Origin of the sequence: Micromonospora sp. NPDC049801, from assembly GCF_040656575.1 — a bacterium.
Taxonomy (GTDB): domain Bacteria; phylum Actinomycetota; class Actinomycetes; order Mycobacteriales; family Micromonosporaceae; genus Micromonospora.
Map to the genome: position 1 here is coordinate 231,718 of NZ_JBFAMS010000001.1, position 14,328 is coordinate 246,045.

General features: G+C 72.5%; 16 protein-coding genes. 8 read left to right on the plus strand and 8 right to left on the minus strand.

What is annotated here, in order from left to right:
- Positions 1-23: 23 nt before the first annotated feature.
- The 3 genes from AB0I89_RS01045 to fxsA are packed head-to-tail and all read right to left on the minus strand — an operon-like array spanning position 24 to position 3,123.
- Positions 24-1,721 (minus strand): HEXXH motif-containing putative peptide modification protein, encoded by a 1,698-nt coding sequence (locus tag AB0I89_RS01045; RefSeq protein ID WP_357118108.1) that lies wholly within the window; start codon positions 1,719-1,721, stop codon positions 24-26.
- Positions 1,718-2,929 (minus strand): FxsB family cyclophane-forming radical SAM/SPASM peptide maturase, encoded by a 1,212-nt coding sequence (locus AB0I89_RS01050; RefSeq protein ID WP_357118111.1) that lies wholly within the window; start codon positions 2,927-2,929, stop codon positions 1,718-1,720. Before AB0I89_RS01050 ends, AB0I89_RS01045 begins: the two co-directional genes overlap by 4 nt.
- 2 nt (positions 2,930-2,931) lie before the next feature.
- Entirely contained in the window at positions 2,932-3,123 is a 192-nt protein-coding gene (gene fxsA / locus AB0I89_RS01055) for an FxSxx-COOH cyclophane-containing RiPP peptide (protein ID WP_357118114.1), read from the minus strand.
- 266 nt (positions 3,124-3,389) lie between these two features.
- Here fxsA and AB0I89_RS01060 point away from each other — a divergent pair, with 266 nt between their 5' ends.
- From AB0I89_RS01060 to AB0I89_RS01070, 3 genes are all read left to right on the plus strand, one after another.
- Positions 3,390-3,743 carry a YciI family protein gene (locus AB0I89_RS01060; protein ID WP_357118117.1) on the plus strand — a complete coding sequence of 118 codons (354 nt, stop codon included), beginning with the start codon at positions 3,390-3,392 and terminating at the stop codon, positions 3,741-3,743.
- A gap of 2 nt (positions 3,744-3,745) precedes the next feature.
- Positions 3,746-4,954, plus strand: coding sequence for a sigma-70 family RNA polymerase sigma factor (locus AB0I89_RS01065; RefSeq protein ID WP_357118120.1), 1,209 nt, complete (start codon positions 3,746-3,748; stop codon positions 4,952-4,954).
- Positions 4,955-5,045: 91 nt separating this feature from the next.
- A complete protein-coding gene (locus AB0I89_RS01070; RefSeq protein ID WP_357118123.1) occupies positions 5,046-6,179 on the plus strand; it encodes a glutamate--cysteine ligase in 1,134 nt (377 codons plus the stop codon).
- 44 nt (positions 6,180-6,223) lie between these two features.
- Here the strand turns inward: AB0I89_RS01070 and AB0I89_RS01075 are convergent, their stop codons facing one another.
- The gene (locus AB0I89_RS01075; protein WP_357118126.1) at positions 6,224-8,008 is read right to left on the minus strand and encodes an N-acetylglutaminylglutamine amidotransferase; all 1,785 of its coding nucleotides are present in this window, start codon (positions 8,006-8,008) and stop codon (positions 6,224-6,226) included.
- Positions 8,009-8,171: 163 nt separating this feature from the next.
- Positions 8,172-8,600 carry a MarR family winged helix-turn-helix transcriptional regulator gene (locus tag AB0I89_RS01080; protein ID WP_357118129.1) on the minus strand — a complete coding sequence of 143 codons (429 nt, stop codon included), beginning with the start codon at positions 8,598-8,600 and terminating at the stop codon, positions 8,172-8,174.
- A 93-nt stretch (positions 8,601-8,693) separates the two neighbouring features.
- Here AB0I89_RS01080 and AB0I89_RS01085 point away from each other — a divergent pair, with 93 nt between their 5' ends.
- Positions 8,694-10,472, plus strand: coding sequence for an ABC transporter ATP-binding protein (locus AB0I89_RS01085; RefSeq protein WP_357119411.1), 1,779 nt, complete (start codon positions 8,694-8,696; stop codon positions 10,470-10,472).
- Positions 10,473-10,600: 128 nt separating this feature from the next.
- Here the strand turns inward: AB0I89_RS01085 and AB0I89_RS01090 are convergent, their stop codons facing one another.
- The gene (locus AB0I89_RS01090; protein ID WP_357118132.1) at positions 10,601-11,011 is read right to left on the minus strand and encodes a hypothetical protein; all 411 of its coding nucleotides are present in this window, start codon (positions 11,009-11,011) and stop codon (positions 10,601-10,603) included.
- 162 nt (positions 11,012-11,173) lie between these two features.
- Between AB0I89_RS01090 and AB0I89_RS01095 the strand changes: the two genes are divergently transcribed.
- Positions 11,174-11,818 carry a hypothetical protein gene (locus AB0I89_RS01095; protein ID WP_357118135.1) on the plus strand — a complete coding sequence of 215 codons (645 nt, stop codon included), beginning with the start codon at positions 11,174-11,176 and terminating at the stop codon, positions 11,816-11,818.
- Between the two features lie 26 nt (positions 11,819-11,844).
- A complete protein-coding gene (locus AB0I89_RS01100; RefSeq protein ID WP_357118138.1) occupies positions 11,845-12,777 on the plus strand; it encodes an HNH endonuclease in 933 nt (310 codons plus the stop codon).
- On the opposite strand, the gene AB0I89_RS01105 is transcribed toward AB0I89_RS01100, so the two are convergent.
- Entirely contained in the window at positions 12,762-12,989 is a 228-nt protein-coding gene (locus AB0I89_RS01105; protein ID WP_357119414.1) for a hypothetical protein, read from the minus strand. The two genes, AB0I89_RS01100 and AB0I89_RS01105, sit on opposite strands and share 16 nt — an antisense overlap.
- A 50-nt stretch (positions 12,990-13,039) precedes the next feature.
- A complete protein-coding gene (locus tag AB0I89_RS01110; RefSeq protein WP_357118141.1) occupies positions 13,040-13,333 on the minus strand; it encodes a DivIVA domain-containing protein in 294 nt (97 codons plus the stop codon).
- A 194-nt stretch (positions 13,334-13,527) separates the two neighbouring features.
- Here AB0I89_RS01110 and AB0I89_RS01115 point away from each other — a divergent pair, with 194 nt between their 5' ends.
- Positions 13,528-13,767: a winged helix-turn-helix domain-containing protein gene (locus AB0I89_RS01115; RefSeq protein ID WP_357118144.1), complete on the plus strand. Its 240-nt coding sequence runs from the start codon at positions 13,528-13,530 to the stop codon at positions 13,765-13,767.
- Positions 13,768-14,316 carry a hypothetical protein gene (locus tag AB0I89_RS01120; protein WP_357118147.1) on the plus strand — a complete coding sequence of 183 codons (549 nt, stop codon included), beginning with the start codon at positions 13,768-13,770 and terminating at the stop codon, positions 14,314-14,316.
- The last annotated feature ends 12 nt before the right edge of the window (positions 14,317-14,328 follow it).

Consider the following 14,328-nt stretch of genomic DNA (forward strand, 5'->3'; position numbering starts at 1 on the left):
GTCCTGTTTCAAGGCGCGGTCGGTCAGGTGGCCGCCGCCAGCCACGCGGCGAGGGCGAGCGGGTCGGCGTCCACGAGGCTCTGGCTGAGCGCCCGCACCACCTCGGGCCGGCGGGTCAGCATCCGTGCCGCCGCCGGTTGCCCGGTGCGGTGGGCGGCCAGGGCGAGTCCCACCCAGGCGTCGACATCGCCGGAGTCGGCCGCGAGCCGTCGCCGGTACCCGGCCAACGCGTCCTCGCAGTTGCCCGCCGCGTACGCCTGGTCGCTCGGGCTCGACCGGTGCGGCCCGCCGCCGCCCAGGAGCCGGTGGCGGACGGCGGCCTCGGGGCCACTGGCCACGGTGAGAGCGGGCCGGGCCGGGGCCGGGACGACCGTCGACGGTGAGCCGTCGAGAGCCGGTGGCACGCCGTGTCGCCACGCGCGCGCCAGGCGGGCCACCCCGTCCGGGTCGGGCCGCAGGTTGGCCAGGCCCCAGCGCACCGCGCCGGCGTCCGCGACGTCCCGCGCGGCGGCCTCGACCGGGCCGTCGAGCGGGTCACGCCAGCCGTGCAACGTGCGGGCCATGTCGGTCACGAACGACCGGCCGACCGCGGTCAGCTCGGTCGCCCCGGCGAGCTGCCGGACCGCGCGGACGGTCTGCTCCCGCCAGTACGCGTACTCGAACGCGGCGGCGCTGCCCTCGTGCCGGCGCTGCCGCCACACCTCGGCCACCCCGAGGTGGGCGTACGCGCCCTGGAGCAGCGCGCCGACCGGGCGCGGGTCCAGCCGCCACGGCGCCCGGTAGCGCGCCGGCCCACCCTCGCTGTGCAGCGGGACGAGGTCGAGGAGCGCGCCGAGTTTCGTGTGCTGCGCCTCGTGCACGAGCAGCAACGCGAGGGTCTGCGCGTCGGCCGGCACGGAGAGCGCGATGGCTCCCAGCGCGTCCCTGCTGGTGGCGCTCACCGGGTTGCCCGAGGGCGGCGGACGCAGCGGCACGAGCGAGCGCAGCAGCCCGGCCAGCGCGTCGACGTGCGCCGGAAGGTGCTCGCGCAGCCACTGCCCGGCCCCGGCGGCGAGACGGTCCAGCCGGGCCGCCCCCGCGTCGTCCAGCCGTGGCGCGGACGGCCGGTGGTAGCAGTCGCGCCACGGGTCCTGGTCGTCGACGAGCACCCCGGCCGCGTCGAACGGCACGGTCCGGCGTGCCGGCTGCCACTCGATCCCGCCGTCGCCCGCGTCCAGCAGCCGACCGGCGCGGGCGTCGACGCACACTCCGCCGTCGTCCGCGCCGCCGTCGATCCGCAGCGTGCCGGTCGCGCCGCGCAGTCGGATCGCGCCATCGGCACGCAGGCCCGTCGCCGCCCCGACGGTCGGCAGCGGCAGCACACCGTCGGCCGGGCGGGGCAGCGTCAGCGTGAACGTCAGGCCGGCGCGGACCGCCGCCGCCGTGGCGAGCGTCGCCAGATAGGTGGGGCCGGCCGCGCCGTCGAGCGCGGCGCGGGCCCAACCGGTCACCGGTGGATGGGCCAGCACCGCGGCGACCGTCGCCGGTTCGGCGTGCTCGGCCCGGGTGAGCAGCTCCAGACTCTGCCGCACCAGCGGCTGGTCGCGGCAGGCGCGGGCCGCGGCCACGGTCAGCAGCCGGCGGCGACCGAGCTGCCCGCCGCGCAACACGGCGATGGTGTCGGCGTCACCGTGGCCGGCGGCCAGCCCGGCGAGTTGTCTCGCCGTCAACGGGCCCGTCACGGGCGTACCGCCGGCACGCTCCGATCGCGCAGCGCCGCCAGGTCGGCGGTCACCCTCTCCTGCACGTGCCGGATCAGCCGGAACAGGTCGGCACAGTAGACCGAGGGGTGGGTGAAGCCGTCGCCGTCGCGGAACCGGTGCGCGTACAGGCCGCCGCCGCAGACGCCGACGACCGGGCAGGCCCGGCAGGCCGGGGCGAGCGCCGCGATCCCGGTGGGACGCCCCGCCAGCGACGGGTGCCGCAGCGCGTCGTCGAAGCTGTGCCGGAAGACGTCGAAGCCGGTCCGCATCGCCGCGGCGCTGGTGGTCTTGAGCGTGTCGGTGCCCTCGATGGTGCCGTCGGTCTCGATCGTCATGACATCCGGATCGGTGACGCCCAGCGCCTGCGTGCCGCTGCGACCGCCCAGCAGCAGCGCGATCAGCGACTCGAAGAGTCGGATGCCGGTCCGCCGGGGCCGCTCGGCGTACCAGCGGTCAAAGACGGCGATCAGCCAGTCCGCGTACGGGGTGGCGGGGTCGTCGGGGTGACGCCCGGGTGGGGGAGCGCTCCAGTTGCCGTGCGGGAGCAGCAGGTCCAGCCGGGGCGGGTCGAACTCCCGCAGGCCCTCGTAGACGGTGACCGGATCGTTGGCCAGGTCCACGGTGCACAGCAGACCGGCGTAGCGGGCGCGGTGTTCGGGTCGGGCCAGCAGGCGCAGCGCCCTGGCCACCTCGGCGTAGCTGCCGCGCCCATCGGCGTGACGGCGGTGACGGTCGTTGGCCGTACGGTCACCGTCCACGCTCACGCCGACGTCGATGCCGTGCGTGTGGCACAGGTCGAGCGCCGCCTCGTCGAGCAGCAGCCCGTTGGTCTGCATCGCGACATCGAGCGTGACCCCGGTGGGCAGCGCGGCCCGCAGCGTGCGGACCGTCCGGTCGAGCACGGCGAGACCGGCGAGCAGCGGCTCACCGCCGTGCAGCACCACCCGGACGCGGTCGGCGCCGTGCCGGGCCAGATGGGCGGCGAGCCGGTCGGCGACCCGGCTCACGGTCCCGGGGGCCATGATCCGGGGCCGGGACCGCCAGTCCTGGTCGGCGTGGCGGTAGACGTAGCAGTAGTCGCAGGCCAGGTTGCACCGCGAGTGGACCTTCAGCACCACCTGCCGGATGTGCGGCGTGGCCACGGCAGGGCGGTCTCGGGTGGCCGACGGCGGGGCGTCGGCCGGCACGGTCAGAAGCTCGACTCGAAGGCCGACACGTCGCCGGGCCGACCCGGCTCGCCCTCGGCGGCCAGCGCGCCCAGCACGTGCGCCAGGACGCCGTCACCGGCACCGGCCAACAGGTCCGCCAGGGGTACGTCGCCGAGCTGCACCAGCGCGGTGCCGACAGCGTGCGGGATGGGCGGCTGGTCGTGGTCAGCCACGGTGGACCGTCCTTCGCTCGAAGACCGGCACCTGAGTCACCGCTGCGCTCACTCCGCCTTTCTACACCATCGCAGCCGACCCGCGAGGGCGCGACACCGTACCCCGTACGCGCTGGCCACCGTGCCGTTACCTGGCGTACCGCCACGGCCCGTCGGCGTCGGCGGGCCGATACCGGGCCGATCGGCCTGTCGATGTGGGCGGTCGCCGTTCGTGTGGAAGATGAGGGGTCGACGTCACGTCGACCCACCGCTCGCGAGGAGGAACGATGGCGCTCTATCTGCTCAGCATGCACCAGCCCAACGGCGGGACACCGGAGCCGGAGTTCCTGGCCCAGGTCATGCGCGAGGTCGGTGAACTGCGGGACGAGCTCGTCGCGGACGGGTCGTGGGTGTTCGGTCAGGGCCTGCACGGGCCGGAGACCGCCACCGTGCTGCGTCCCCGCGACGGCGACGTTCTGGTCACCGACGGGCCGTTCGTGGAGGGCAAGGAGCACCTCGGCGGGGTCACCATCATCGACGTTCCGGACCTGGACGCGGCCCTGCGCTGGGGCCGCCGTTACGCGCTGGCCACCACCCTGCCGATCGAGGTCCGCCCCTTCCGGTCCGCCGCCGGAGGGTGACCGTGCCCGACGTGGAGGCGGTGTTCCGCGCCGAGTACGGCCGCGCGGTCGCCGTCCTGGTGCGCCTCCTCGGCGACATCGACCTCGCCGAGGAGGCCGTGCAGGACGCCTTCACGATCGCGCTGCGGCGGTGGCCGACCAGCGGCCCACCAGCCAGCCCGGCCGGTTGGGTCATCACCACCGCCCGTAACCAGGCCATCGACCGGTTGCGTCGGGAGGCGACCCGCGCCGACCGGCACGCCCAGGCGGCCCTGCTGTACGCCCCCGACCCACCCGCCGAGGAGGGGCCCGTGCGCGACCACCAGCTCCGTCTGATCTTCACCTGCTGTCATCCGGCGCTCGCGCCGGCCACCCGGGTCGCGCTCACCCTGCGTCTGCTCGGTGGCCTGCGGACCGCCGAGATCGCCCGCGCGTTCCTGGTGCCGGAGGCGACCATGGCGCAGCGGTTGGTCCGCGCCAAGTCGAAGATCCGCCACGCGCGCATCCCGTACCGGGTGCCGAGCGACGCCGACCTGCCCGACCGGCTGCACGGCGTCCTCGCGGTGCTGTACCTGATCTTCAACGAGGGTTACACGGCCAGCACCGGCCCGCACCTGGTCCGCGCCGACCTGTGCGCCGAGGCGATCCGGCTGGCCCGGCTGCTCGTCGAGCTGATGCCGGACGAGCCGGAGGCGCTGGGATTGCTCGCGCTGATGCTGCTCACCGAATCCCGCCGAGTCGCCCGCACCACCGCCGGCGGTGACCTCGTGCCGCTGCCCGAGCAGGACCGGAGCCGGTGGGACGCCGCGTTCGTCGCCGAGGGGCAGGCGCTGGTGCGCCGCTGCCTGCGCCGCGGCCGGCCGGGGCCGTACCAGATCCAGGCCGCGATCGCCGCCGTGCACAGCGTCGCGCCCCGCGCCGCCGACACCGACTGGGGACAGATCCTCACGCTGTACGACCAGCTCACGGTCGTCGCCCCGGGCCCGGTGGTGGCGCTGAACCGGGCCGTCGCGCTCGCCGAGGTCGCCGGCGCGGCCGTGGCGCTGAACGAGGTGGACCGGCTCGACCTGCCCGGATACCACGTGCGGCACGTGGTCCGCGCCGACCTGCTGGCCCGGCTCGGCCGCGACGCCGAGGCTGTCGAGGCGTACCGGACGGCCGTGGCGTTCACGGACAACGCGGCCGAACGGGCCTTCCTCACCGCACGGGCGGCGGCGCTGGCCGCGGGCTGACCGCGCGTTTGCCGACCGCCCGCGCCGGGAAACCGAGCCGCCCGTCGGCCCGGCTGCCCGCCCGTGGCCGCAGCAGTGGATGGAGGCGGAGATGGCGTACCGACCGGCGACCGTCGACGCCGTTGCCGACCTCGGCACCCTCACCCTCGGCGTCGAGGAGGAGTTCCTGCTGCTCGACCCGGCCAGCGGCGGCAACCTGGCGGTCGCCGACGAGGTGCGGGCCGCCCTGCGCGGCCCGGCCCGCGACCAGAGCCGCCAGGAGTTCCGGCACAGCATGGTCGAGATGGTCACCCCGGTCTGCGCCGACCTCGACGAACTCCGTACCCACCTGGTGGGGCTGCGGCGATCGGCCGTCGAGGCCGCCGCCCAGGCCGGGGCCCGGCTCGTCGCCGTCGGCGCGACGCCGGTGGCCGAGCCGCACCGGACGGTGCCCGACGAGCCGCGCTACCACGCCATGTCGCGCCGGTACGGGCCGGTGGCACACGATCCGGCCGTCTGCGGGTGTCACGTGCACGTCGGGCTGCCAGACCGGGAACTGGCCGTGCAGGTCTGCAACCACCTGCGGGTGTGGCTGCCGGTGGTGCAGGCCCTCACCACCAACTCGCCGCTGCACGACGGGTACGACACCGGCCACGCCAGTTGGCGGTCGATGCAGTTGGAACGCTGGCCCAGCATCGGCCCCACCCCGTACTTCGAGTCGGTCACCGACTACGACCGCACGGTCGACGAGCTGATCGCCGCCGGCGTCATGCTGGACGCCGCGATGGTGTACTGGTACGCCCGGCCGTCGTCGGCGTACCCGACCGTCGAGGTGCGCGTCGGCGACGTCTGCCCGACGGTGGACGACGCGGTGCTGGTCGCCGCCCTGGTCCGCAGCCTGGTCGCGACGCTCGCCGACGACGTACGCGCCGGTGTGCCCGCCCCGGGAGTGCGCGACTGCCTCGTCGCCGCGGCGCACTGGCGGGCCGCCCACGACGGCCTCGACGGCGAGCTGATCGACCTGCGGGCCGGCGGCGCCCGCCCGGCCTGGGACCTGGTCGACGACCTGATGGCGACGATCGCCCCGGCGCTGCTGCGGCACGGCGACCTCGGCTACGTCCTGGCCCAACTGGCCCGGCTGCGCCGCGACGGCACCGGCGCGACCCGACAGCGCCGGGTGCTCGACGACACCGGCGACCTGCGTGCCGTCATCGACGACCTCGCCGCCCAGACCGCCGCCGCCTGACGGGCCGGGCCGCTCCCGTTTCGGCCGCAGGAGTCGGCGGTGGCTCAGGTGATGCCGTGGGTCTGTAGCCACAGCTCCAGCAGGCCGAGCTGCCACAGCTTGTTGCTGCCGGCGGCCGCCTCGGCCCGGTCCGGCTCGGCGAGCAGACGCGAGACGTACTCGGGGCGGAAGAGGCCTCGCTCGCGGGCCGCCGGGGCCTGCAACGCCTCCGCGACCAGTTCGCGCACCGGTCCGTCCACGTTGCGCAGCGCCGGCACCGGAAAGTAACCCTTCGGCCGGTCGATCACCTCGGCCGGCAGCACCTCCCGGGCCACCTCCTTGAGCACGCCCTTGCCGCCCTGCGCCACCTTGTGCTCCGGCGGGCAGTGCGCGGCGAGGGCCACCAGGTCCTGGTCGAGGAACGGCGTGCGCACCTCCAACCCCCACGCCATGCTCATGCTGTCCACCCGCTTGACCGGGTCGTCGGGCAGCATCAGGTGGGTGTCCAGGCGCAGCACCGCGTCCAGCGCGGTCTGCGCCCCGGGCGCGTCGAGATGCCCGGCGAGCAGGTCCCGGCTGGCGTCGTGGTCCAGCGCGTACGCCGGGCCGACGACGGCACGCAGCCCATCGTGGTCCCGGTCGAAGAACGCCGCCGCGAACGTCTCGGCGGCACCGTGCCGAGGTGCGTCGACCAGCGGCTGGTGGTAGCCGTAGCCGGCGAACACCTCGTCCGCGCCCTGCCCGGACTGGGCCACCTTCACGTGCTTCCCCACCTGTTCCGACAGCAGGTGGAAGGCGACCACGTCGTGGCTGCCCATCGGCTCGGTCATGGCCCGCACGGCGTTGCGAACGGCGGGCGCCAGGTCGTCATCGGCGAGCCGGATCCGCTGGTGGTCGGTGTCGTACGCGCGGGCCACCAGGTCGGAGTAGTGGAACTCGTCGCCGGACTCGTCGCCCCGACTGTCGAAGCCGATGCTGAACGTGCGCAGGTGCGCCTGACCGGCCTCGGCGAGCAGCGCCACGATGAGGCTGGAGTCCAGACCGCCGGAGAGCAGCACACCGACCGGGACGTCGGCCACGAGCCGGCGGCGTACCGCCGTGCGCAGCGCGTCCCCGACGGCGGCCCGCCAGTCGGCGGCGTCCATCCGCGCGTCGGCGGGTTCCCGCACGTAGTCGGGTTGCCAGTACACCTGCTCCCGGCTGCGCCCGTCGGCCTCGACGATCCGCAGGGTGGCCGGTGGCAGCTTGCGGACGCCGCGCAGCACGGTCCGCGGCGCGGGCACGATGGAGTGCCAGGACAGGTAGTGGTGCAGCGCCACCGGATCGATGCCGGTGTCGACGTCCCCGGCGCGCAGTAGCGCGGGCAGGGTGGAGGCGAACCGGAGCCGTCCGGGACTCTCGGCGAGGTAGAGCGGTTTGATGCCGAGCCGGTCGCGGGCCAGGACGAGGCGTCGCCGGACCCGGTCGACCAGGCCGATCGCGAACATGCCGACCAGGTGGTCGACGAAACGTTCGCCCCAGTGCGCGTACGCCACCAGGATCACCTCGGTGTCGCTGGTGGATCTGAAGGCGTACCCGGCGTTCTGTAGCTCCTCGCGCAGCTCCGGGTAGTTGTAGACGCAGCCGTTGAAGACCAGCGCCAGGCCCAGATCGTCGCGCGCCATCGGCTGGGCGCCGGCGTCGGACAGGTCGATGATGGTCAACCGGCGGTGCCCGAGGGTCACCCAGTCGTCGGTCAGCAGGCCCTCGGCGTCCGGTCCGCGGGAGCGCATCGCCTCGGTCATCCGGGTGACCGCCGCCGCGTCGGGCGGTCGGCCGTCGAAGCGTGCCTCTCCGCTGATCCCGCACATCGGGCGTCTCCTGTCGCGCTTCCCGGCGCGGTGGCGGCCGGTCCCGCCGCAGCGACGAACGGGGCGGCTGGCTACCCGCCCACAAGCCAGGTAAACCAGAGCCCTGATGTAAGGAAGGGCCCCTTCCTATACACCAGGCGTTAATAAGGTGCCCTTCCTTACGTCAGGTGCGCAGGGTGCGCAGGATGCGGGCCAGCTCGGCCCGGTCGGTGTCGGGGAGGTGGCCGAAGAAGCGGTCCGCCTCGGCGCGGCGGGCGGCCCGGATGGCGGCGCTGACCCGGGTGCCCTCGGCGGTCGGCGCGACCAGGGTGGCCCGCCGGTCGGCCGGGTCGGGTCGCCGCTCGACGAGCCCCCGGGCCTGGAGGTCGTCGACGACCTCGGTGGCCGAGCGGGGCGCGATGCGCAGGTGCTCGGCGAGGGTGCCGGGGCGTACCTCGCCGTGCCGGCCGAGCACGCCCAGCGCCCGGGCCTGGCTGGGGGTGACGTCCCACGGGGCCAGTGACTCGCGGGTCTGCCGGCGCAGGCGGGACGCGACCGCCCAGAACGTCTCGGCCAGGCTCTCGTCGCCGCTGTCGGTGGTGTCCTCGGTCACCGGAATACGGTAGCAGCCGATGCTGTTGTTCCCTCATGTTGAGGTAACCTCAGCATATCCTTCCGGAAGGAGTTCCCCTTGGAACCCACCCCGATGGGCCGCGACCGCGGCCACCGCACCGTCAGCGCCGAGGAGAAGGAGCAGGCCCGCCAGGTGTCCCTGCGCCGCATCGGCCGCCTCTTCACCCCCCACCGACCCGCGCTGGCCGTCGTCACCGCGATCATCGTGCTCTCCTCGATCGTCGCGATGGCGAGCCCGTTCCTGCTCCGTACCGTGATCGACCAGGCCCTCCCGCAGGGTGACGTGACCCTGCTGGTCTGGCTGGTCCTCGGCATGGTCGCCGTCGCCGCCGTGACCGCCGCGCTCGGCGTCGTCCAGACCTGGATCTCCACCCAGGTCGGGCAGCGGGTCATGCACCGGCTGCGCACCGACGTGTTCCGTCACCTCCAGCGGCAGTCGCTGGGCTTCTTCACCCGCACCCGCACCGGCGAGGTGCAGTCGCGCATCACCAACGACATCGGCGGCATGCAGTCGGTGGTCACGTCCACCGCCACCGCCGTCGCGGCCAACCTCACCACCGTGGTCGCCACCGCCGTCGCGATGGTCGCGCTCTCCTGGCAGCTCTCCCTGGTCTCGCTCGTGGTGCTGCCACCGGCCATCTGGCTGACCCGTCGGGTCGCCCGGATGCGCCGCGAGATCACCGCCCAGCGCCAACGCGAACTCGCCGACCTCAACGTCACGGTGGAGGAGGGGCTGTCCATCAGCGGGGTGCAGCTCGCCAAGACCCTCGGCACCGGCCCCGCGCTGGTCGACCGGTTCACCGCCTCCTCGGAGCGGCTCGTCGACCTGGAGCTGCGCAGCGAGCTGGCCGGACGCTGGCGGATGGCCTCGATGAGCATCATCTTCGCCGCCGTACCGGCCGTCATCTACCTCGCCGCTGGCCTGCCCGGCGCCGCCGGGACACTGAGCATCGGCACCCTGGTCGCCTTCACCGCCCTGCAGGGCGGCCTGTTCCGGCCGCTGATGGGCCTGCTCAACGTGGGCGTGTCGCTGACCGCGTCGCTGGCCCTGTTCGCCCGCATCTTCGAATACCTCGACCTGCCGGTCGACGTGGACGACCCCGCCGAACCGGTCCGCCTCGACCCGGCCCGGGTCCAGGGTCACCTGCGCCTGGAAGACGTCACCTTCGGCTACCCGGGCAGCGACACCGCCGCCCTCGCCGGCATCACCCTCGACGTGCCCGCCGGCACCAGCCTCGCCCTCGTCGGCGAGACCGGATCCGGCAAGAGCACCCTCGCGGGCCTGGTCAGCCGCCTGCACGACCCGACCGCCGGCCGCGTCACCATCGACGGCGTCGACCTGCGCGACCTGCGCCTGGCCGACCTGGCCGCGATCGTCGGCGTGGTCAGCCAGGAGACGTACCTGCTGCACACCACCGTCCGGGAGAACCTGCGCTACGCCCGGCCGGACGCCACCGACGCCGAGATCGAGGCCGCCGCCCGCGCCGCCCAGATCCACGACCTCATCGTCGCGCTCCCCGACGGGTACGACACCGAGGTCGGCTCCCGTGGGCACCGGTTCTCCGGCGGTGAGAAGCAACGGCTCGCCATCGCCCGTACGCTGCTGCGCGACCCGCGCATCCTGGTCCTCGACGAGGCCACCAGCGCCCTGGACACCGAGACCGAACGCGCCGTGCAGAGGGCGTTCGACGTGCTCGCCCAGGGTCGTACCACCATCACCATCGCCCACCGCCTCTCCACCGTCCGCGACGCCGACCAGATCGCCGTCCTCGACCACGGCCGCATCGTCGAGGCCGGCACCCACGGCAGCCTGTTGGACCGCAACGGCCGCTACGCCGCGCTGGCGGCCTGAACGTCGCGCGCTCGGCCCGTCCTTCGCCCACCGTCGCCGGGAGGGCGAGGCCGTCGCCGTACGCCGGGAAACCCTCACCATCCTGGCGACTCGCCGGAGCTGACGCGGGGGTGCAGGACTGGCCAATATCAACTGTCGAGGATCAGCTGCGCGTTCACGCGATCGGCGAGTTCCCAGAGAGGGCCATGCGTCACGATGCCCTCGCCTCGTCCTTGCTTCGTGGGTGAGGCGCGGTAGAGCGTTCGGACCGTGTCGCCAAATCCGACCACGACCCACCAGGTCCCGTCGGGATAGCGGCGTCGCCAGGTTGTCGACACGAACTTCCCGGTGTCTGTCCGTGCTTCCACGAGAATGAGCTCCCATGCCTCCGGATCGAACTTCTCCAGATCGGCTAGGGGAGCGTCGTGCCCATCGACCCGCTGACGCAGATGCGCCCCGTGCAGCCGAAGCGGTCGAACTCCGGTGAGCACCTGATGGACACGGGCGAACAGGGGACTCGGGCCGGAATCCACGTGAAAGCGAGCTACTGAGACGCCCACTGCTCCCCACCTGCCACTCAGTTCCTGCCCCGCATCTCGACGGGCGTCAGCCTAGATCATCAGTCCCGGACGCGTCGGCGGCGCTCGGAGTCGGACCGTGCCTGATCTGGACCATCGGGTCGGGGCTGGCGCGGGTTGCCCGGTGCTGACAACCTCGGCGTCGTGGGTACATTCGTGACGCAGCTTCCGGCACTTCTCGGTGTGCTGGTCGGCACCCTGGGCACGATCCTCGCCACTACCCTGACCGATCGCGCACGGTGGCGGCGCAGCCAAAGCACCCGCTGGGACGAGCGGCGGCTCGATGCGTACGTCGACTACGCGCACGCCCTCAAGGAGAGTTACGCGGTGGCGCTGCGGATGACGGCTGACCTGCGGCCGGAGTCGCATAGCCACCCGATCGACCGGGAGGGCGGTCTGGCCCGGCTGGCCGAGTCCGACGCGCGAAGGACCATCGTCTGGGAGAACCTGTTGCTGCTCGGCGACGAGCCGACGGTCGCCGCCGCCGCCAACTGGCGCGATGCGGTCTGGCAGGTGGAACGGCTCGCCCGATCCATCGTCGATCCATCGTCTGACATCTCCGAGATGCTGGCCCGGGTCAACGAGGCCCGCGATGACTACTACCGGGCGGCTCGACGGAGCCTCGGTGTCCGCGGTGGGTCGGTGGAGCAGTCGGCGGCGCTGCGGCAGGCGCTGCTCAGCCGGCCAGCGGGTACGGCTGCCGCGCTCTCAGTGCCCGTGCACGATGTTCCTGAGGACAGTGGCCGTCGCGACGCGCCCGCTGGTGACCGTTCAGATGGTGGTCTTTAGATCCACTTTGACGCACGCTGTTCGATGTGAAGGCGTTCGTGGGTGTGACCGACGAGAGGTGGTACCGCTATCTGGCCGAGCGGCCCGCGCTGAACGAGGTCAACTTCTGGCGGCCCTCCGGTGGCACCTTCCGCGCTCTCACGCCCGGTGAGCCCTTCTTGTTCAAGGCACACTCTCCGCTGAACCGGGTGGTGGGCGGCGGCTTCTTCAGCGGCTTCACCCAGCTGCGGATCTCCGAGGCCTGGGACCTTTTCGGCGAAGCCAACGGCGCCTCGAGTATCGACGAGATGCGCCGCAGTGTCGGGCGTTACCGCAAGCAGGCGATCGGTGCCGGGGAGGACCCGATCATCGGCTGTATCTTCGTCCGCGACGTGACCTTCTTCCCCGACGAGTCGACCGCTGATCCACCGCCACGATTCGCGCCGAACGTCGTGCAGGGCAAGACCTACAACCTGGCCGACGCTGATGCTGCGGCGTACTTCGATCTGCTGATCCATCGTCTGATCGGGACGACGGCGGCGGTCGACCTGAGTGGTCCGTGGCACCGCCCCGGTCCCGTCTACGGCGATCCGCGGCTGGTGCCCCAACGGCTCGGGCAACAGTCGTTCAAGGCGGTGGTCCTGGGGGCCTACGGCCGGCGTTGTGCGATCACCGGCAACAGAGTCCAGCCCGTGTTGCAGGCTGCGCACATCCGTCCGCTCCCGCTCGGCGGCGAGCATCGGCTGGACAATGGCCTATTGCTCAAGTCCGACGTGCACATCCTCTTCGACCGTGGCTACCTCGGTGTCGATCCGAAGCATCGCCTACTGGTCAGTCCCCGGCTTCGCAGCGAGTTCGGCAACGGCGACCAGTTCTATGCGAAGGCTGGTGAACAGATCGCGTTGCCGGAACGACGCAGCGATCGGCCACGCGCTGACTTCCTCGAATGGCATCTCGACACCGTCTACAGGGCGGCTTGATCCGGTCTTGCCTGCGCTGAGCGCCCTCCGGTCTCATGCGATGACTCGGCCGCTGTCAGGCCGATGAGTTGAACGAAGATCTCCCGTTTGGCGGTCGCGACGCCTCGGCGGTCGATGACGTAGCCGATCAACCAGGCCCAGCCCTGGTAGGTCGGCCGGGTGCAGACTGAGACGACGCGGAAGGTCAGGGCGCGTTCCCCGGCGAACTGCATCGAGGCTCGCCCGTCGATGACGAGCAGGTCGCCGGGGGAGGGGCGCGAGGTCACCAGTCGCGGACGTCGGGGTGCTGCTCGTGCGGCGGCCGGCACTCCCGAGCATGCATGGTCTGCCAGTCGCGCAGTGCCCGTCCGAGCCGGGTGTTCTCCTGACTGAGCAGCCGTACCGTCTCGTTCAGCGTGCTCAGCTCGTCGGCCACGCGGGCCTGGAACTCGCGTACCTCATCGGGGTCGACGCCGGGCCGGCGGGCGGCGAACTCGCGGGTCCGCACCTCGTACGGCGTCAGCCGGGCGGGGTAGCCGGCCGGCAGGGGTTGGCTTCCTCGATACACCTGAGCCACGGCGATCCTCTCTGCGGGCAGGCGGGGTCGGGGCGGGTGCACGCACCCGCCCCGACCGAGGGGATGAGCCGCACTCGTTGCCACGCGAGGACCGGCTCGCACTTAAACATATATGCCTAAGTGGTCAGCCGCAACGCTTAGTTGTCTGGCCAGTGCGTGTCGTGATCAAATTGGCGTGCCACGCGAGGAGTGCCATGCCACAGACACCGGACTACATCCGGATCTCGGAAGAGATCATCGGGGACCTGCGCAGCGGGAAGGTCAAGCCGGGGGACAAGTTGCCCTCGATCGCTGACATGTCCGACCGCTTCGATGTCAGCTCGTCCACCATTCAGATGGTCTACGTCCGCTTGGAAGCGCTGCGGGTCATCCGGCGGCACCAGGGCAAGGGCGTCTTCGTGACCGACCCGAAGACCTGGATGCGGGAGCCGTAGGTGGCGTGGGACATCTCGGAACACGCCGCCTACGCGGGCGGTCTCGCCACCCGTGTGGCAGACCTGCGGCAGCGTTTTCCGGACGCACTCGTGACGTGCGACGTTGACGGAAACTTCTCCGGGCCCGAACTCATCTGCTGGAACGCGCATCCACGTGAGATCTGGGTGTGGGTGTTCGAGCCGGATGATGCTGCGGGGGCGCGGCGAGCTTCGGCCCGGCTGGAGCAGTTCATCGCGGCCCCGCACGAGCTGACCGATGTCGTGGACAAGCCGGTGGTGGCCGGCCCGAACGGCGTCTTCGACAAGGAGTCCGTCACCGCGTCCAGTTACTTCGACGTGGATGGGCGGATCGAGGTCCGGAACGGGCCCACCGACGGCATTCAGCTGTTCCGGGCCTTCGGTATCGATGACTTTGACGACATTGCCAACCGGGTCGCGATCAACCTCGTGCTCGGCGCCGCGTACAAGGCGGACCGTGACTCCCGAGGGGCGCTGGGTTTCCGGCGTGCCGGTCTCCCCGTGCACTCGCCAGGTGACGAGCGCGTTTGACAGGTCCCGCCT